The sequence below is a fragment of the Streptomyces sp. NPDC051555 genome (assembly GCF_044454405.1).
In the GTDB taxonomy this organism is placed as follows: Bacteria; Actinomycetota; Actinomycetes; order Streptomycetales; family Streptomycetaceae; genus Streptomyces.
Window position 1 is genome coordinate 110,756 of sequence record NZ_JBITDP010000008.1, and the last position, 16,328, is coordinate 127,083.

Genomic DNA, 16,328 nt, shown 5'->3' on the forward strand with positions numbered 1-16,328 from the left:
CACCCAGGACAAGGCAGTATCACCCTGTGGCTGATCTCATCACCGTCGAAGACCCCGACGACCCGCGCCTGAGCGACTACACGGGCCTGACCGACGTCGAACTGCGCAGACGTCGCGAGCCCGCCGAAGGACTCTTCATCGCGGAAGGCGAGAAGGTCATCCGGCGGGCCAAGGACGCCGGATTCGAGATGCGCTCCATGCTGCTCTCCGCGAAGTGGGTCGACGTCATGCGCGACGTCATCGACGAGCTTCCGGCGCCGGTCTACGCCGTCAGCCCCGAGCTGGCCGAGCGGGTCACCGGCTACCACGTGCACCGCGGCGCGCTCGCCTCCATGCAGCGCAAGCCGCTGCCGACCGCCGAGGAACTGATGGGCGCCGGGCCCGGCGGCCGCCGGATCGCCATCTTCGAGGGCTTCGTCGACCACGCGAACCTCGGCGCGGCCTTCCGCAGCGCCGCGGCCCTCGGCATCAGCGCGATCCTGCTGTCCCCGGACTGCGCGGACCCGCTGTACCGGCGGGCCATCAAGGTCTCGATGGGGTCCGTCTTCTCCGTCCCGTACGGCCGGTTGACGGACTGGCCCGCCGACCTCGAACAGGTCCGCGAAGCCGGGTACCGGATCCTCGCCATGACGCCGAGCGAGAAGGCCACTCCGCTGGACCAGGTTCCGGCGGAGCGCTTCGAGCAGTCCGCGATCATGCTCGGTTCGGAGGGCCACGGCCTCTCCACCTACGCCCTGCGCGCCGCGGACGAGTGGGTGCGCATCCCCATGTCCGAGGGGATCGACTCGCTGAACGTGGCGGCGGCCTCCGCCGTCGCCTTCTACGCGACCCGCCCCCGGGGCTGACCCGAACGGTCCCCGCGCCGGGCCCACCGGGCCGGCGCGGGGGGCCCGCTCACAACCTCTGGGCGACCGCGATCCCCACCGCCACGATCAACGTGACCAGCACGAACACGATCAGCCGCTGCCGCATCAACCGCGGGTCCGGCCGGGAGGGTCGACGACCCGTGCCCGTCGTGCGCGGACCCGGGCGGCCACCGCCCGTCCGCCCGGCCGTGCGTCCGGCCGTGCGTCCGGCCGTGGGCCGGGAGCTCGGGCCACCGGGCTCGCGGGGGCCCGTGGGGCGCGCGTGCGCCCCCTCGTGGGCGCCGTGCGAGCCGCTCGCGGACGGACCGCCCGGACCACCCTGACCGCCCTGGGGTCGCAGCGCCGGGGTGCCCGCCGTGCGCCGCTCGGTGTGCTGTTCGGCGTACTCGTCCGCGAGCCGGCCCGTGGGCCGCTCGGCGCCCCGGGCGCGCTGGGCCGGCGGCCGCCCGTCCGTGATCCCCTGGGCCTCCCGCGCCGCGATCTCCTTGAGCCGCATCGACAGCTGGAGGGTGCTGGGCCGGTCCTCCGGGTCCTTGGCCAGGCACGCCTGTACGAGCGGTGCGAGGGCGTCCGGTACGCCGAGCAGGTGTGCCTCCTCGTGCACCACGCGGTACAGCATCACCTCGGAACTGCCGTGCCCGAAGGGCGAGTCGGCGGTCGCCGCGTAGGCGAGGGTGGCGCCCAGGGCGAAGACGTCGGTGGCGGGCGTGACGGCGGCGCCGCGCACCTGCTCCGGGGCGAGGAAGCCGGGGGAGCCGACGGCCGTGCCGACGTGCGTGAGCGTGCTGGCGCCGGTCGCCCAGGCGATCCCGAAGTCGATGATCCGGGGGCCCTTGGGCGACAGCAGGATGTTCGACGGTTTGAGGTCGCGGTGGACCACTCCCGCCTCGTGGACGGCGACCAGCCCCTCGGAGAGCGCGGCGCCGATCGCGGCGATCTGGGCGGCGGTGAGCGGGCCCTCTTCGGCCACCTTGTCGTGCAGCGAGGGCCCGGGGACGTACTGCGTGGCGAACCAAGGCCGTTCGGCCTCCAGGTCCGCGGCCACCAACCGGGCCGTGCAGCCGCCGCGGATCCGCCGGGCGGCGGACACCTCGCGGGCGAAGCGGGAGCGGAACTCCTGGTCCTCGGCGAGGTCGGGTCGGATCACCTTGAGCGCGACGCGCTGACCGCGCCGATCCGAGCCGAGGTAGACCACGCCCATGCCGCCCGCACCGAGCCGCCGGTGCAGCCTGAACGAGCCGACGACGCGCGGGTCCTCCCGCCGGAGCCGCATCATCGCCATGTCCACCCCGCTGACCGGTCGTCCTGTTGACGTGGCACAGCTTACGGACCATCCGGCATGTCCGCTCAGAGGCCGCGCCCTCGCCGGGAGATTCGATCGTCAGTGCTGGGAAGGCCACTTGAGGGAGAATCAGGGGTACGAGCGGTGGGGGACCGGGGTAACGGCCGTTCCCCCAAACGGCCCCCGGTCCAAGGGGATTGGCGCGCCCCCGGCCCCGACGCACCCGGAACCACCGGGTCGCGCGGGCCCGGCGTACGCGCGGCGCGCGACGGCGTGCGGGCGGCGGTGGGCGTGAGGGAAGTCACCACGGGTGACGGCTCCCGCACGGACCCCGACCACGCTCCTGGGGGATGCCCCCTACAACGGGGGAGCGGTCTCCACCCAGGGGAGTACGAGGAGATCGCCGCAGTCATCCTCCTGGAGGCCCGGCATGGATACGAGGGCATGAGGCCAGGGGCGCCCGGCCCGCCTAGTGTTGAAGACAAGCGGCGGGTGGCGCACTCGTCCCCCGAGGTCACTGGCCCGCCGCTGTCAACTACAGGGAGAGGGCCATGGCGGACGTCGCACGGCAGGGACGCAGGGCATTCGCGTTCAACGGCCACGAGTCCGGCACGCGGCACCCACTGGTCGCCGCGGCGATGGTGCTCCCCCTGGCCGCCGTCCTGGTCTTCCTCTTCGGGGGATGGGACCAGGTGGTGGCGCAAGCGTCGTCCGTGGGCGCGATGCTGGGGCGCTGAGCGGCGCTCCAGGCCCGGGAGAGCGGCCCGGGCCGGACATCGGCCTTCAGCCCCGTGGGGACGGGGGTGCGGCGGACGGCAGGAGAAGGGTGCTGCCGGTGCGACGTCTGACGTCGTACCGGCAGCACCCTCTTCCGGTTTCCGGCCCGGGCGGCCAGCGCATCGCACAGCGCATCGCGACGCGCTACCCATCTCGCGTCGCCCTACCCATCGCAACGCGAAAGCCCCGACCGAATGAACGGCCGGGGCTTTCGTATGGTGCGCGATACTGGGATTGAACCAGTGACCTCTTCCGTGTCAGGGAAGCGCTCTCCCGCTGAGCTAATCGCGCGGGCACCACGGCAGTGAAGCCGCAGGTCGTAACTGTACAGCGTGCGCGATACTGGGATTGAACCAGTGACCTCTTCCGTGTCAGGGAAGCGCTCTCCCGCTGAGCTAATCGCGCGGGTGATCCTTGCGGATCGAGTGGACGATACTGGGATTGAACCAGTGACCTCTTCCGTGTCAGGGAAGCGCTCTCCCGCTGAGCTAATCGTCCTTGGAGGTGGAGACGGGATTTGAACCCGTGTAGACGGCTTTGCAGGCCGTTGCCTCGCCTCTCGGCCACTCCACCATGGAGCGTGAGCAAGGGTTCTCGGGAAGATCCCCCACTTCGAGCGGACGACGAGACTCGAACTCGCGACATCCACCTTGGCAAGGTGGTGCTCTACCAACTGAGCTACGTCCGCAGGTCACCGTGTTCGCTTCCGGGTTTTTCCCCGGCGCTCCCTGGCGACGTGTTGAACTCTAGCGGATTCCCGAGCCAGCTCAAAAACGCGTTTCCGCAGCGTGCTGCCGCCCGATCACCACAGGTCACCCCACCGGCGCCGACCCGTCACCGGTCATAGACTCGCAGCCGTGCACGACCTGGCTCCCATGGCCCGCTTCGGCGGCCTCCTCGCATCAGACCTCCGCGACGTCACGAGCGATCCCGCGGCCCTGGACTCCACCGGCTTCTGGGCGGTGTCCGCGGACTTCGAGGGGCGCCTGACCTGCGCGCGCTTCGGTGACGTGCGCCCCGACCCCGTTCCCGCGCCCGTCCCAGGTGCCTGGAACGGCCCCGCCGCCGGCGACTGGACGTCCTCTCTGGACCGGGCCGCTTACGTCGCGGGAGTACGGCGCATCCGCGAGCACATCGCGGCCGGCGAGGTCTACCAGGCCAACCTCTGCCGCGTGATGTCCGCGCCCCTGTCCGGCTCCGCTTCCGGTTCCGGTCCGGCCGATGTGGACGCGCTCACCGCACTGCTGGCCCGCGGCAATCCCGCCCCCTTTGCCGGAACGATTCGCCTCCCCGCGCACGGCGTCGAGATCGCCACCGCCTCCCCCGAGCTGTACCTGCGCCGCACCGGCCGCCGGATCGAGTCCGGACCCATCAAGGGCACCGGCCGGACCGCGGCGGACCTGCTGGAGAAGGACCACGCCGAGAACGTGATGATCGTGGACCTGGTCCGCAACGACCTCGGCCGGGTCTGCGCCACCGGGTCCGTCACCGTGCCCGAACTGTGCGCCGTGGAGGAGCACCCGGGCCTGGTCCACCTCGTCTCCACCGTCAGCGGTGAGCTCGCCGACGGCGCCGGCTGGCCGGAACTGCTCGCCGCGACCTTCCCGCCCGGCTCCGTCACCGGCGCCCCCAAGTCCTCCGCGCTGCGGATCATCGAGGCCCTGGAGACCGCCCCGCGCGGCCCCTACTGCGGGGGGATCGGCTGGGTCGACGCCGACCGGGGCACCGCCGAGCTGGCCGTCGGCATCCGCACCTTCTGGATCGACCGTGCGGCCGTGGGCGGTCCCCGGCTGTGCTTCGGCACCGGCGCCGGGATCACCTGGGGCTCCGACCCGCACCGCGAGTGGGCGGAGACCGAACTGAAGGCGGCCCGGTTGCTGGCGGTAGCGTCGGGCACCTACCACCAGCACAGTGGAGGGACCGCTCAGTGACGACGCCGAACCCGACGCCGAACCCGATGCCGGACAGGACGCCGGACAGGACGCCGCATCCGACGCCGATGACGCAGCCGCCCGCGTCCGGGACCCCGGTCTGGCTCGACGGGGCGCTGCACGAAGCCGGCAGCGCGGCCGTCTCCGTCTTCGACCACGGGCTGACCGTGGGCGACGGCGTCTTCGAGGCGCTCAAGGTCGAGGGCGGCCGTCCCTTCGCCCTCACCCGGCACCTCGACCGGCTGACCCGCTCCGCCCGCGGCCTCGGGCTGTGCGACCCCGACCTCGACGAGGTGCGGCGCGCCTGCGCCGCCGTACTGGAGGCGGGCTCCGGAGCCACCCCGTCCGGACGGTTGCGGATCACCTACACCGCGGGCCGCTCGCCGCTCGGCTCGGACCGCGGCGAATCGGCGCCCACCCTGGTCGTCGCCCTGGCCCCGGCCACCCGCCGCCCCGACACCACCGCGGTGATCACGGTCCCCTGGGTGCGCAACGAGCGCGGCGCCGTCGCCGGCCTGAAGACCACCTCCTACGCGGAGAACGTTGTCGCCCTGGCCGCCGCCCACCGCGCCGGCGCCTCCGAGGCCCTCTTCGCCAACACCGTCGGCCGGCTCTGCGAGGGCACCGGGTCCAACGTCTTCGTCGTCCTCGACGGAGAGCTGCACACCCCGCCGCTCGCCTCCGGCTGCCTCGCGGGCATCACCCGCGACCTCGTCGTCGAGTGGGCGGGCGCCCACGAGACCGATCTGCCGTACGAGGTCCTGGAGCGGGCCGAGGAGGTCTTCCTGACCTCTTCGCTGCGCGACGTCCAGGCCGTCCACCGGATCGACGGGCGGGTCCTGACGGCCGCGCCCGGACCCGTCACGGCGAAGGCCGCACGGATCTTCGACGAGCGGTCCGGGGCCGACCTCGACCCGTGAGCCCGCCGCCGCACCCGGCGCCGCCCCGGCGCCCGGCGGCGGTCCGGGCGAAAAGGAGGCTGTCGTGGGCCCGTACGGCGGGTAGAAAGACCCTGATGACCACCACCCTGCGGCCGTCCGCGCCGCTCCAGCAGACCCCGACCGGGGCGCGCTCGCGCCCGTACGAGATCCGGGTGAACAGCAGAAGGGTCGGCGCCCTGGTGCTGACCGCGGCCGAACCGCTCGGGTCCGTCGTGATCGGGAGGATAGACGGCCTGGCCGTGGACGAGGGCGACCGCCGTCGCGGTCGGGCCACGGTGGCGGGGCTCGCCGCCGAGGAGATCCTGCGCTCCTGGGGGTGCCGCCGCGTCACGGTGTCCGTCCCGACGGAGTCCGGCGGCGGGCTGCGCCTGGCCGAGGCGCTGGGGTACCTGCGCACCGGCCGCACCATGGTCAAGGACCTCGGGTCCGACCCGCCCCCGCTGCCCGCGGGGACCACCGGGCGGCCGATCACGGCCGAGGAGTACGGGCCCTGGCTGGCCGACGCCACCGTGCGGTACGCCGGCGACTGGGAGGCCCGGGGCCTGTCGCCGGAAGCCGCGCACGCCAAGTCGGTCGCCGACCACGCGAGCCAGCTGCCGCACGGCCCCGACTCCCCGGACGTGGACATCCTCGTCCTGGAAGCGGCGGGCGAGCGCGCCGGGCACATCTGGGTCGGCCGGCTCGGCGGGGCGGCGTACGTCTTCGACGTCGAGGTCGTCGCGGAGCAGCGCGGCCGGGGCCACGGCCGCTCCCTCATGCTGCTCGCCGAGGGCGCGGCCCGCGCGGCCGGGCTGACCGCCCTGGGCCTGCACGTCTTCGCGGGCAACACCCCGGCGGAGCGCCTGTACGAGTCGCTCGGCTACCGCTACACCGCGGTCAACTTCGCCAAGGAGCTGCTCTGAACCCTTCCGGGCAACCCGCCTAAGCGGGGTGCGCGAGGAGACGGTCGGCGATCTCCTCGATCCGCTCGCGCAGCCCGTCCTGGCTCTTGCCGCCGTCCAGGCGCTCCCCGCCGATGACATACGTCGGCGTGCCGGTCACGCCGATCGCCTTGCCCTCGGCCTGGTCGGCGTCGACGATCAGGATGTGGCGGCCGTCGATCAGCGCGACCTCGAACTCCTCGACGTCCAGCCCCAGTTCACGGGCGACATCGAGCAGTAGCGGCTCGCCCCGGGTGGTCAGCTCCGCGGTGCGGGCCAGTACGGCCTCCGCGTACGGCCAGCCCTGCCCCTGGACCACGGCCTCCTCGGCGGCCTGCGCGGCGGCGAAGGAGTGCTTGTGCTTCTCCAGCGGGAAGTGGCGCAGCACGATGTCCAGCCGGTCGCCGTACCGGGCCCGCAGGGCGCGCACGTCGTCGAGGGCGCCGTGGCAGTCGGGACACTGGAGTTCGCACCAGACCTCGAGGGTCACGGGGGAGGGGGAGCCTGCGGGCTGGGAATCGGTCATGCGGACAGTCTCCCAGCCCCCGCTCCCGGCCCCGACCGCGACCTGGGGAGGAGGGGCGACCCGGAGATGTCCCGGAGATCGCCCGCCTTCGGCTCCGGCGCATGGCCCCCGCGGCCGTCCCCGGTGCACGATGGAGGGGACGGATCGCCCAGAGCTGGAGGAACCCATGCTTGCCGAGACCATATGCTCCGCGGCATCCGCGGCGGGCCTGGGCATCGCCGCGCTCACCGCCTACCGCAAGCGCTTCCTGGCGGCGGCGCGGATCACCGCGTACGCGCTGGTCCCGGTGGCCCTGGTGCTGACCGGCCTGGTGAAGTGGGTGTCCGGGATCGCCTTCAACCCGACGGTCTGGGTGGGCTTCGGCCTGCTGGGCCTCGCCTGGCTGCTCTTCACGGGCACCCGGGCGATCGAGCGCCGGCGGCTCGGCCCCGAGGGGGAGAAGCCGGCGAAGGTGGCGAAGGCGGGCCGGCCGGACCGTTCGACCCGGTCCGAGCGGCAGGCCGCGGTCGCGCCGAACGCCTCCGCGCCCTCGCTCGGCGCCGGCGCGCCCCCGCAGGCCGCACCGCAGCGCGCGGCCGCGCCCGCGGAGGACTTCTCCGACATCGAAGCGATCTTGAAGAAGCACGGGATCTGAGGACCAGAAGCACAAGATCTGACGAACTACCGCATCGTCATTGGCGTGTTGACGGACGAACAGGGGTGCGCTGCGTCATCATCGGCCCGACATGCCCGACACCTCGACGGGCGAGCCGCCGGTTCCCGTTCCGCTTCCGGCCCTCGTCCCCGCTGCCGCGCCCGCGTCCCCTCCGGTCCCCGCACCTCGGTCCGCCGCGCCCGTAACGCCCGCTCCGCCCGTGCCGCCCGAAGAGGCGCGCGGCTGCCTCTTCGCGCTCTCCCAACCGCCGCTGATGATCTTCCTAACGGTGATCGGCACCCTGCTGCTGCTCGCCGCCGTGCACGACCTCTTCCTGCTCTGATCCCTGTCCTGCCGCCGGCTCCACGTGCTCCGTGCCCGCCTCCTTGCGGCGGGCCCGGTACGCCGCCACGTGCAGCCGGTTCCCGCAGGTGCGGCTGTCGCAGTAGCGCCGGGACCGGTTGCGCGAGAGGTCGACGAAGGCGCGCCGGCAGTCCGGGGCCTCGCAGCGGCGCAGCCGTTCCTGTTCGCCGGAGACCACGATGAAGGCGAGCGCCATCCCGCCGTCCGCGGCCAGGTGGTCGCCGACCGAGGCGCCCGGGGCGAAGTAGTGCACGTGCCAGTCGTAGCCGTCGTGATCGGTCAGCTGGGGCGTGGTGCCCGCCGTCGCGACCAGCTCGTTGATCAGCACGGAGGCCGCACGGGAGTTCGGCGCCGCGAAGACCTGCGCGAACTTCGCGCGGACGGCGCGCACGCCGGAGAGGTCGCGGGCGCCCAGCTCGCCGACGTCGCTGATGGCGAACTCGTGTACGAAGGCGCGCAGTGCGCCGATGTCCGCCAGCCCGTCGGGCTGGCCCGCCTCGGCCGCGGTGTTCACCACGGCGACGACGACGTCGAGTGCGCGCCGGGTGTCGTGGGGGATCTGCACGGGTGCTCCCTGGGGGCCTGGCTTGCGGCGGCGCGGAACGAGGCCGCCGCTGGTCGCCGACTTTAGCCGAGTGGTCCCCACGCGCACCGGCGCCGTCCCCGCGGGTGGATCCCGCGGGAACAGCGCCGGCACGTGCGTATGTGGTTGTCCGCCCCGCACCGTCGCCCCGAGTCGGACGGTGTCGAGCGGCGGTAGGCCTGGCTCAGCTTTCGGCCAGGATGTGGGAGAGCTCCTTGTCGAGGTCGAAGTGCCGGTGTTCGGTCCCGGGTGGGACCGCGGCGTCCGTCCGCTTGAGGAACGACTCGAGTGCTCGTGCTGGTGCTTCGAGCAGTGCTTCTCCCTCCGGTGAGCTCAGGGCGATGCATACGACGCCCTGACCGTGGCTGCGGGACGGCCAGACGCGGACGTCGCCGGTACCGGTGGGCCGGTGCAGGCCCTCCGCGAGGAGGTCGCGGGCGAATACCCATTCGACCGTCTCCTCGGCGCCGGTGTGGAAGGTGGCGTGCACGGCGTAGGGGTCGGCCGTGTCATACCGCAGGCCCGCGGGTACAGGCAGTGAGGACTCGCTCGACACAACGAGGCGCAGGTGCAGCTCGCAGCTGACCGTGGTGTTCATAAGCGCCAGGGCCTTTCGCTCAGTGTGCGCTCGGGGATTCGCACGTCGGCGAAATCGACATGCCACCTGCGGTGCCGTTGTAAACCCCTCTGACCGTTTTGCGGACCTCTGGGTCCCTCGGACGGCGGATCCAAACGACGATTCACCTGTGCATCCGGCTCCGGTAGATTCGACCCCATGAATACGGGGAGTAACCGCGAGAGCAGCGAGTCCGCGACCGGCGCATCGCCGGAATCGGCAGGATCCGCTCCATCGGGCGCAGCCGCGGACGCGGACGCGACGGCGAAGCAGGAGCCGCACGTGTCGAAGGCGCCCGCCTTCATCCAGGCCCGCCGGAGCCTGCACCTGAGCTGGCAGGTCGGCGTCTTCGTCGTCGGACTGGCGGTCATCGTCGCGGGCATCGCGATGCTGGTGCTGCCCGGGCCGGGCTGGGTCGCGATCTTCGCGGGCCTGTTCATCTGGGCGACCGAGTTCGCCTGGGCCCAGGTCGTGCTGCGCTGGACCAAGCGCAAGGTGTCCGAGGCGGCCCAGAAGGCCCTCGACCCGAAGGTCCGCCGCCGCAACATCATCCTGACCAGCGTCGGCCTCGTCATCGCGGGCGCGCTGATCGGCTTCTACCTGTGGAAGTACGGGCTCACCCTGCCCTGGCACGTCAAGAAGTAGCGGCCGTCCGACGATGGTCGGGAGCGCCGCTGACATGCGGTAATGTTTGCGGTGCGTCCGGGCGATTAGCTCAGTGGGAGAGCACTTCGTTCACACCGAAGGGGTCACTGGTTCGAACCCAGTATCGCCCACCCGGACCGAGGGCCCCGGAGACTTCACCGTCTCCGGGGCCTTCGTCGTTCCCGCCCGGGGGGCGGGCCCCCGCCGAGGGCTCAGCCGAGTTTGCCGAGGGCCGACCGCAGCCGCCGCGCGTCCCGCAGCCGCTTCTCGTACGTCGCCCCCACCGCCAGCAGCAGCGCCCCCGCCAGCGCCGGCGGCAGCCAGCGCGGCAGCGCGCCGACCACCTGGAGGACGTACGGCGCCAGCTCGTGCAGCGCCACCAGGCCCAGCGTGACCCCGCCCAGCACCAGCGGGGCCTGGAGCCGCCACCGCGCCCCGGCCAGCGTCACCGCGAGGGCGCCCAGCCCCAGCAGCAGCGGGCGCGTCCAGTGCGGGTCGGCCCAGACCGCGATCAGGCTGGGCACCAGGGTCGCCGCGAGGCCCGGGCCGTACGTCGCCCAGGACGGGGCGGCCGGGTCCCGGCGCCGCCGCAGCCACGCCACCACCAGCGCGGGCACCGTCACCGGCAGCGTGTACGCCTCCACCGCGTCCACCCCGGACGCCGCCAGCCGGACCCAGGTCGCCGCCAGGAACAGCGCCCCGGCCGCCCAGCCCACAGCCCGCCGGTCCGCCCGCACGGCCGCGGCCGCGCACACCACGCCCGCCAGGCCCAGGACCAGCGCGAGCGAGGGTGTGTGCCCCGCAGCCAGGGCCAGCAGCAGGGCCAGGCCCCCGGCGGCCGCCCCGGCCACCTCCACCGGGATCCGCACCGTGCCGGCCCGGGGCCCCGGGGCCGCGGCCGCGGCCGGGACCAGCAGGACCAGCAGCGGCCACTGCCGCGCCGGCAGCTCCAGCAGCGCGGCCAGGGCCAGCAGCAGCCCCGTCGCGTACCCGGTCGCCACCACGGCGGCCGCCACCCGGGAGGCCAGCGGGCCGCGCCCGTACGCCGCCCCCGCGCCACACAGCGCGCCCAGCGCCGCCCACACCGCGAAGGTCGTCGTGCGCCCGTCCAGAGCCGCCACGGACAGGCTCGCGGCGCCGACCGCCCCGCACGCCCCCGCGGCGATCCGGACCCCGGCGGCGGGCGCCCGTACCAGGCCCAGGGCGACGACCAGCGCGGCCGCCACCACCACGAGCTGGGCCGCGAACACCGCCGCCACCGGGAACGCGAAGGCCACCGGCGCCGCGAAGAGGGCCGTCCACGCCAGCGGCACGGCGACCACCCGCGCCTCCCGCCGCCCCGAGGCCCGCTCCAGCCAGAGCGCCACGGCGGCGGCGATCAGCGCCACGGCCACCGCCTGCCGCCCGCCGCCGAGCTCCGCCCGCGGGCTCGCCGCGGTCCACACCTCGCCCAGCAGCGGAGCGGGCGCCGCCAGCACGGGCAGCGCCGACAGGAACGCGATCAGCCCGCCGAGCCCGGCCACCACCACCCCGGCCCCCGTGAGCCCGTAGCGCACCGGCCGGGCCAGCGCGCTCACCCGCAGCGCCGCCAGCAGGGGCAGCGACACCAGGACGTAGAGCGCCGGCGCCCACGCCGAGCCCCGGGGGACCAGCAGCACCTGCGCGGCCAGCGTCCACACCAGGCCACCGGCCCCGGCGAGCACCGGAGCGAGCTGCTCCTGCCGGATCCGGCCCGCCACCACCACGAAGGCGCCGCCCACGGCGGCCAGCAGCACACCGGCGGACAGTCGGCCGGGCAGCGAGCCCGCATCGGCGGCCAGGGCCAGCGCGACCCCGACGGCGGCCAGGGCGGCCAGGGCGGCGAGCACCCCGGCCAGGATCCGCACCGCGGGCCAGACCCGGGGCCGCACGGCCGCCGCGGGACCGCCCCACAGGCCGAGCGCCGCGTTCAGCGCCGCCATCGCCAGCAGGGTCCAGCCGCCCGCCGTCCGGCCGACGTGCAGGGCCAGCGCCAGGCCGGGCAGTGTCCACTGGGCCGCGGCCAGCGCGAAGGGGAGCGGCAGCAGCAGCCCGCGCAGGGTCGCCCCGTACCCCGCCCACAGCGCGGCCAGCGCGGCGGAGGCGCCCGCCACGTACCAGGCGGCCGGGACCCCGCCGAGGGCCACCTCGTGCAGCGCGTACACGTCGAGCACGGTCAGCAGCAGCCCCACCGCCGCCACCGACTCCGCGGTCGAGCCCAGTCCGCGCCGCAGCAGGACGGCCGGCACCGCGAGCGCCGTCCCGGTCAGCACGGCCAGCACCGCCGCGCGCCCGCCGATCCCCAGCGAACCCCAGCTGACCAGGGTGAAGGCGAGCGCGGCCACCGCCAGCAGCACGGCGCCCAGGACCAGCAGCACGCTCTGCGCGCCCGGCGCCGAGGTCTCCCGTGCGGGAACCCCCGCCGGTCCCGCCGGTCCCGTCGGACCGGGCGGCCGGTTCGGGCCGGGACCCCAGCCCTGAGCGGGGGGCCCGACGGACAGCGGCGGGGCGAGCTGCGCGTTCAGCAGCCGCAGCAGCCAGTCCCGGCGGCCGAGCAACTGCAGCCGCCTCGCGTCGAGGTGGGCCAGCTCCCGGTCGATGAGTGCCAGCTCCGAGGCGGGCGTCAGCGGATTCTCCATGCTCCGCAGTGTGGCGCCGATCACGCCCCCGGAACATGGGCGCGGGTACTCAGCCGGGTGCTCATTCCCGGACTGAGTACCCGGGCCCGCCCCGGGAGTTCACACTGGGCCCATGGACTGGAGCCACTACCGTTTCCGCAGCGTGTGGGACCTCGACGCCCCGCCCGACCGGGTCTACGCCGCGCTCGAACGCGCCGAGGAGTACCCGCTCTGGTGGCCGCAGGTCCGCGCGGTGGAGCCGGTCGACCCGCGCACCGGCGTCGGGCACTTCCGCTCGTTCCTGCCCTACGAGATCGAGGTCACCGCCACCGAGCTGCTGCGCGACCCGGCCACCGGGGTGCTGGAGGCGGCCCTGCGCGGTGATCTCGAAGGCTGGGCGCGGTGGACCGTACGGCCGCGCGGGCGCGGCACGCGGGCGGTGTACGAGCAGGAGGTCGAGGTCCGCCGGACGCTGATGCGGCGCCTCGCGGTGCCCGGGCGGCCCGCCTTCCGGCTCAACCACGCGCTGATGATGCGGGCCGGGCGGCGCGGCCTGGCGGCCCATCTGGCGGCCCGGCGGGACGCGGTTTGAACGCACGGCCCCGGGGCCTGTATTGTTCGATCCGTTCCCGGGCGATTAGCTCAGCGGGAGAGCACTTCGTTCACACCGAAGGGGTCACTGGTTCGATCCCAGTATCGCCCACCGGGACAGGCCGGTCCGTCGCAAGACGGACCGGCCTTCCGCATATCGGGCCCCGTGTGCGGGCCCGGCTCACGCGGCGGCGGGCAGCTCCGGGCGCAGCGGCCAGTGCGGATCCACCGGCTCCGGCGTGCCGTTGCGCGCGAACCAGGCCTGGAGCCCGCGCGCCTGCGCCGCGTGCCACACCGCCTGGAGGGTGTGCAGCTCGGACGGGGAGAGCCGCTCCAGCCGTCCGGAGAAGCGCCGGCCCACCGCCCGCACGACCTCCAGCGAGGCCATCGCGTCGGCCGCCGCGTCGTGCGCCGCCTCCAGCTCTATCCCGTAGTGCGCGCACAGGTCCGTCAGGGTGCGGCGGCCCTTGCGGTAGCGGTCCAGGTGCTTGTCCAGGACCCGCGGGTCCAGCACGGTCAGCGGTCGGTCGTCCAGGTAGCGGCTCAGCGGCGACGCGCGGTGGCGGCGCAACTCCCGGTCCAGCAGGGTCAGGTCGAACGGCGCGTTCATCACCACCACCGGCCGGCCCGCGGCCTGCTGCTCCGCGAGGGCCTGCGCTATCTCGTCCACGACCGGCGCCGGCCAGCGCCCGTTGCGCTGGAGGTGGTCGTCGGTCAGTCCGTGCACTTCCGTGGCGCCGGGGGGAACCGGAATCCCCGGATTGACCAGCCACCGGGTGGAACGGGCCCGGCCGCCCGCACACTCCTGCACGACGAGCGCGGCGGACACGATCCGGTCCTGCTCGACGTCCACCCCGGTGGTCTCGGTGTCAAATGCGGCCAGCGGGCCCTCGTACCAGCGCGTCATGGCGAACTCCTCGTCCCCGATCGGCAGATGGACGCCGACGCCCGTGGCGTGCGACCCCTGCCCGAAGCGGTGATACCCGTGCGGTTTGCCGTGTACGCCGTTTGCGGGGTGCCAGGTGCGGAGACAACTTCCTTGGGGGACCGCACGGGTGAGCGATCGTCACCGCCATGGCACCGCCGTCGCGCCGTGGGCCCCCGGCCACTTCCGCACGACACCCCGCAGAGCCCGAAAGGCATGGGGAGCCATGGCGCTCGCGCATCCCGAACCGGGCGGGGTGCTGCGCGGGCGGACCGGGCCGGAAACGGAGACCGGACCGCTGCGCGGCGCACTCGCCACCACCGCCTGCATGGAGACCCTCCAGGTGGGATACCTGCACGCCGTCGCGGCCGCGGCCGGCTGCTCCCTGTCCCAGCCCTTCCCGGACAACGGCATCGACTGGCACGTCAGCCACGGCTCGCCCGAGCACGTCATCGACGACGAGGTCACCGTCAAGGTCCAGTTGAAGGCCACCTACCAGACCCCGCCGAACCCGCCCGGACCGACCTTCGCCTTCACCCTCGACAACGAGCACCTGGTCAAGCTCGCCCGCACACCGGCCGCGGTGCCCAAGATCCTCGTCGTGATGCTCGTACCGCGGGAGCGCGAGCAGTGGCTCAGCGCCGGGCACGACCGGCTCGACCTGCGGCACTGCTGCTACTGGACCAACCTGGCCGGTCACCCCGTGACCGGGCGGCGCCGGACCACCGTACGGATACCGACCGCGCGGATCTTCGACGACCGGGCGCTGTGCGAGATCATGACCCGGGTCGGGTCGGGAGGGACGCCTTGATGAACTGGCCGAACCTGGAACCGGCGCCGTCGCCGGAGTTCGCGGACCCCGACGCGGTGCGGCCGCCCGACCCGGCGCAGGTGGACCCCGCCGTATTGGGCGCGCTGCTGCGGCGGCACGGCTGGCTGCGCCGCGGCGGCGCGACCGGACGCTACGGGCGCTGGACCCCGCCCGGGCCCGCCGCGACCAGCCTGCTCGTGCCGGAGGACCGGACCTTCCCCGACTGCGCCGACCTGGTCGAGGAGGCCCTCACCGCCCTCTCGCGCAGCGGGCTGCCCTCGGCGCGCGAGGTGCTGTACGGGCTGAGCGTGCCCAGCGACGAGGTCCGCTGGATCCGCGACATCCCGGAGGGCGAGGGGCTGTACGGGCCCGGGGGCGAGGCCTCCTGGTCGGCGCAGGAACAGCTGCGCACCGCCGCCCGCCAGCTCCTGCTGGCCGGGGCGCTCGCCGACCGGGCCCGGGCCGGATACCACGGCGCCCGGCACCGGTGGCAGGCCGAACGGGCCCTGGACGGGGTGCTGGTGGGGCCCGCTCCGGGCGGGCGCAGGCTGACCGCGTACGTACCGGTCGATGGGGGTCGGGGGCCGGTGACCCGGCTGCACCACGCACTGCACGCGGCCCGCGAGGCCGTGGACTACCAGCGGGCCACCGGCGGCATGGAGGCCTTCGACGCGGCCGTCGGGGCCGGGGCCAGCCGGGAGCTCGCGGACGCGCTGATCGCCCTGGTCCGGGGCTCGGGCGGGGTCCGCATCGCGCTGGCCTGGGCTCCGGCCGCCGGGGTCCCGGCGGGCTGCGCGGCCCGCCCCGAGCCGGTGGAGTTCTCCCCGGGGGACCTGCCCGTGCTGCGCGAGGCCGCGGCCCGCTACACCCGGGAGGAGCCCGCCGTGGCGGTGCGGATCGCGGGGGCCGTGGTCCGGATGCAGCGGTCGGGGCAGGACGGCGGGGGCACGGTCCGGCTGCGCGTCCTGTCGGGCGCCGAGGTCCCGTACGTCCGGGTCGCGCTCGACGAGGAGGCGTACCGGGTGGCGGGCCACGCCCACCTCGCCGGGCTCCCGGTCCGGCTCAGCGGGCGGCTCCAGCGGCGGGGCGGCTTCCGCCGGCTCACGGACGCGGCCGAGGTGACCCCGGTCCGGCTGGACGAGGTGGAGCGCGACCGGCTGATGAAGTCCCTGTACGGGGACTTCCCGGCGGCGGGGGAGCTGCCCTTCGTCGACCCGGAGGAGGAGGAGGAGGAGGAGGAGGAGGAGCGGGAGGCGCGGGGCCCGGATCCGGACGCGTGAG

The 16,328-nt window shown here is 74.4% G+C and carries 14 protein-coding genes, 7 tRNA genes and 2 pseudogenes; 12 read left to right on the forward strand and 11 right to left on the reverse strand.

Going from position 1 to position 16,328, the window contains the following annotated elements:
- Positions 1 to 26 precede the first annotated feature (26 nt).
- On the forward strand, positions 27 to 845 hold the full coding sequence (locus ACIBEA_RS18620) for a TrmH family RNA methyltransferase (RefSeq protein ID WP_399262157.1): 819 nt from the start codon (positions 27 to 29) through the stop codon (positions 843 to 845).
- Here ACIBEA_RS18620 and ACIBEA_RS18625 read toward each other — a convergent pair.
- Positions 807 to 2,154, reverse strand: a pseudogene (locus ACIBEA_RS18625) (serine/threonine-protein kinase); the annotation flags it as partial. The gene ACIBEA_RS18620 and the pseudogene ACIBEA_RS18625 sit on opposite strands and share 39 nt — an antisense overlap.
- A 545-nt stretch (positions 2,155 to 2,699) precedes the next feature.
- Between ACIBEA_RS18625 and ACIBEA_RS18630 the strand changes: the two are divergent.
- Positions 2,700 to 2,885 carry a hypothetical protein gene (locus ACIBEA_RS18630; RefSeq protein WP_399262160.1) on the forward strand — a complete coding sequence of 62 codons (186 nt, stop codon included), beginning with the start codon at positions 2,700 to 2,702 and terminating at the stop codon, positions 2,883 to 2,885.
- Positions 2,886 to 3,141: 256 nt separating this feature from the next.
- Here the strand turns inward: ACIBEA_RS18630 and ACIBEA_RS18635 are convergent.
- The 5 genes from ACIBEA_RS18635 to ACIBEA_RS18655 form a co-directional block, all read right to left on the reverse strand.
- Positions 3,142 to 3,216: transfer RNA gene (locus tag ACIBEA_RS18635), tRNA-Val, on the reverse strand.
- Positions 3,217 to 3,258: 42 nt separating this feature from the next.
- Positions 3,259 to 3,330 (reverse strand) — tRNA-Val (locus ACIBEA_RS18640).
- A 21-nt stretch (positions 3,331 to 3,351) separates the two neighbouring features.
- Positions 3,352 to 3,423, reverse strand: a tRNA-Val gene (locus ACIBEA_RS18645).
- A 1-nt stretch (position 3,424) separates the two neighbouring features.
- Positions 3,425 to 3,498 (reverse strand) — tRNA-Cys (locus ACIBEA_RS18650).
- Positions 3,499 to 3,540: 42 nt separating this feature from the next.
- Positions 3,541 to 3,613, reverse strand: a tRNA-Gly gene (locus ACIBEA_RS18655).
- A gap of 169 nt (positions 3,614 to 3,782) precedes the next feature.
- Here ACIBEA_RS18655 and ACIBEA_RS18660 point away from each other — a divergent pair.
- The 3 genes from ACIBEA_RS18660 to ACIBEA_RS18670 all read left to right on the forward strand — a co-directional run bounded on the left by ACIBEA_RS18660 (position 3,783) and on the right by ACIBEA_RS18670 (position 6,699).
- Complete coding sequence (locus ACIBEA_RS18660; protein ID WP_399262163.1) at positions 3,783 to 4,856, forward strand: chorismate-binding protein; 1,074 nt, start codon at positions 3,783 to 3,785, stop codon at positions 4,854 to 4,856.
- Between the two features lie 68 nt (positions 4,857 to 4,924).
- Entirely contained in the window at positions 4,925 to 5,776 is an 852-nt protein-coding gene (locus tag ACIBEA_RS18665; RefSeq protein ID WP_399262166.1) for an aminotransferase class IV, read from the forward strand.
- A 95-nt stretch (positions 5,777 to 5,871) separates the two neighbouring features.
- Positions 5,872 to 6,699 (forward strand): GNAT family N-acetyltransferase, encoded by an 828-nt coding sequence (locus ACIBEA_RS18670; protein ID WP_399262168.1) that lies wholly within the window; start codon positions 5,872 to 5,874, stop codon positions 6,697 to 6,699.
- Positions 6,700 to 6,718: 19 nt separating this feature from the next.
- On the opposite strand, the gene ACIBEA_RS18675 is transcribed toward ACIBEA_RS18670, so the two are convergent.
- Positions 6,719 to 7,243 (reverse strand): DsbA family protein, encoded by a 525-nt coding sequence (locus tag ACIBEA_RS18675; RefSeq protein WP_399262170.1) that lies wholly within the window; start codon positions 7,241 to 7,243, stop codon positions 6,719 to 6,721.
- Between the two features lie 166 nt (positions 7,244 to 7,409).
- Here ACIBEA_RS18675 and ACIBEA_RS18680 point away from each other — a divergent pair, with 166 nt between their 5' ends.
- Complete coding sequence (locus ACIBEA_RS18680) at positions 7,410 to 7,877, forward strand: hypothetical protein (RefSeq protein ID WP_399262172.1); 468 nt, start codon at positions 7,410 to 7,412, stop codon at positions 7,875 to 7,877.
- Positions 7,878 to 8,250: 373 nt separating this feature from the next.
- Here the strand turns inward: ACIBEA_RS18680 and ACIBEA_RS18685 are convergent.
- Both ACIBEA_RS18685 and ACIBEA_RS18690 read right to left on the reverse strand, forming a co-directional pair.
- Positions 8,251 to 8,805 (reverse strand): annotated as a pseudogene (locus ACIBEA_RS18685) (CGNR zinc finger domain-containing protein); the annotation flags it as partial.
- Between the two features lie 202 nt (positions 8,806 to 9,007).
- The gene (locus tag ACIBEA_RS18690) at positions 9,008 to 9,421 is read right to left on the reverse strand and encodes an SsgA family sporulation/cell division regulator (RefSeq protein ID WP_030011909.1); all 414 of its coding nucleotides are present in this window, start codon (positions 9,419 to 9,421) and stop codon (positions 9,008 to 9,010) included.
- A gap of 177 nt (positions 9,422 to 9,598) precedes the next feature.
- Between ACIBEA_RS18690 and ACIBEA_RS18695 the strand changes: the two genes are divergently transcribed.
- Positions 9,599 to 10,084, forward strand: coding sequence for a TIGR02611 family protein (locus tag ACIBEA_RS18695; protein WP_399262174.1), 486 nt, complete (start codon positions 9,599 to 9,601; stop codon positions 10,082 to 10,084).
- A 59-nt stretch (positions 10,085 to 10,143) separates the two neighbouring features.
- Positions 10,144 to 10,215: transfer RNA gene (locus ACIBEA_RS18700), tRNA-Val, on the forward strand.
- An 81-nt stretch (positions 10,216 to 10,296) separates the two neighbouring features.
- Here ACIBEA_RS18700 and ACIBEA_RS18705 read toward each other — a convergent pair.
- Positions 10,297 to 12,741, reverse strand: a complete 2,445-nt coding sequence (locus ACIBEA_RS18705; RefSeq protein WP_399262177.1) for an SCO7613 C-terminal domain-containing membrane protein — start codon at positions 12,739 to 12,741, stop codon at positions 10,297 to 10,299.
- A gap of 112 nt (positions 12,742 to 12,853) precedes the next feature.
- Here ACIBEA_RS18705 and ACIBEA_RS18710 point away from each other — a divergent pair, with 112 nt between their 5' ends.
- Together ACIBEA_RS18710 and ACIBEA_RS18715 are read left to right on the forward strand one after the other, a co-directional pair.
- Complete coding sequence (locus ACIBEA_RS18710; RefSeq protein WP_399262179.1) at positions 12,854 to 13,312, forward strand: SRPBCC family protein; 459 nt, start codon at positions 12,854 to 12,856, stop codon at positions 13,310 to 13,312.
- 39 nt (positions 13,313 to 13,351) lie between these two features.
- A tRNA-Val gene (locus tag ACIBEA_RS18715) sits at positions 13,352 to 13,423 on the forward strand.
- A 69-nt stretch (positions 13,424 to 13,492) separates the two neighbouring features.
- On the opposite strand, the gene ACIBEA_RS18720 is transcribed toward ACIBEA_RS18715, so the two are convergent.
- Positions 13,493 to 14,218 (reverse strand): 3'-5' exonuclease, encoded by a 726-nt coding sequence (locus ACIBEA_RS18720; protein WP_385784281.1) that lies wholly within the window; start codon positions 14,216 to 14,218, stop codon positions 13,493 to 13,495.
- Between the two features lie 244 nt (positions 14,219 to 14,462).
- On the opposite strand from ACIBEA_RS18720, the gene ACIBEA_RS18725 reads away from it, so the two are divergent.
- Both ACIBEA_RS18725 and ACIBEA_RS18730 read left to right on the forward strand, forming a co-directional pair.
- The gene (locus tag ACIBEA_RS18725; RefSeq protein WP_399262181.1) at positions 14,463 to 15,047 is read left to right on the forward strand and encodes a DUF4365 domain-containing protein; all 585 of its coding nucleotides are present in this window, start codon (positions 14,463 to 14,465) and stop codon (positions 15,045 to 15,047) included.
- Positions 15,047 to 16,327 (forward strand): hypothetical protein, encoded by a 1,281-nt coding sequence (locus ACIBEA_RS18730; RefSeq protein ID WP_399262183.1) that lies wholly within the window; start codon positions 15,047 to 15,049, stop codon positions 16,325 to 16,327. The genes ACIBEA_RS18725 and ACIBEA_RS18730 overlap by 1 nt, the downstream gene beginning before the upstream one ends.
- The last annotated feature ends 1 nt before the right edge of the window (position 16,328 follow it).

Coding starts and splice junctions, on each gene's coding strand:
- ACIBEA_RS18725 (WP_399262181.1), top strand. CDS start 14,463: ATGGCGCTCGCGCATCCCGAACCGGGCGGGGTGCTGCGCGGGCGGACC.
- ACIBEA_RS18665 (WP_399262166.1), top strand. CDS start 4,925: ATGACGCAGCCGCCCGCGTCCGGGACCCCGGTCTGGCTCGACGGGGCG.
- ACIBEA_RS18630 (WP_399262160.1), top strand. CDS start 2,700: ATGGCGGACGTCGCACGGCAGGGACGCAGGGCATTCGCGTTCAACGGC.
- ACIBEA_RS18710 (WP_399262179.1), top strand. CDS start 12,854: ATGGACTGGAGCCACTACCGTTTCCGCAGCGTGTGGGACCTCGACGCC.
- ACIBEA_RS18730 (WP_399262183.1), top strand. CDS start 15,047: ATGAACTGGCCGAACCTGGAACCGGCGCCGTCGCCGGAGTTCGCGGAC.
- ACIBEA_RS18675 (WP_399262170.1), bottom strand. CDS start 7,243: ATGACCGATTCCCAGCCCGCAGGCTCCCCCTCCCCCGTGACCCTCGAG.
- ACIBEA_RS18705 (WP_399262177.1), bottom strand. CDS start 12,741: ATGGAGAATCCGCTGACGCCCGCCTCGGAGCTGGCACTCATCGACCGG.
- ACIBEA_RS18690 (WP_030011909.1), bottom strand. CDS start 9,421: ATGAACACCACGGTCAGCTGCGAGCTGCACCTGCGCCTCGTTGTGTCG.
- ACIBEA_RS18695 (WP_399262174.1), top strand. CDS start 9,599: ATGAATACGGGGAGTAACCGCGAGAGCAGCGAGTCCGCGACCGGCGCA.
- ACIBEA_RS18670 (WP_399262168.1), top strand. CDS start 5,872: ATGACCACCACCCTGCGGCCGTCCGCGCCGCTCCAGCAGACCCCGACC.
- ACIBEA_RS18720 (WP_385784281.1), bottom strand. CDS start 14,218: ATGACGCGCTGGTACGAGGGCCCGCTGGCCGCATTTGACACCGAGACC.
- ACIBEA_RS18680 (WP_399262172.1), top strand. CDS start 7,410: ATGCTTGCCGAGACCATATGCTCCGCGGCATCCGCGGCGGGCCTGGGC.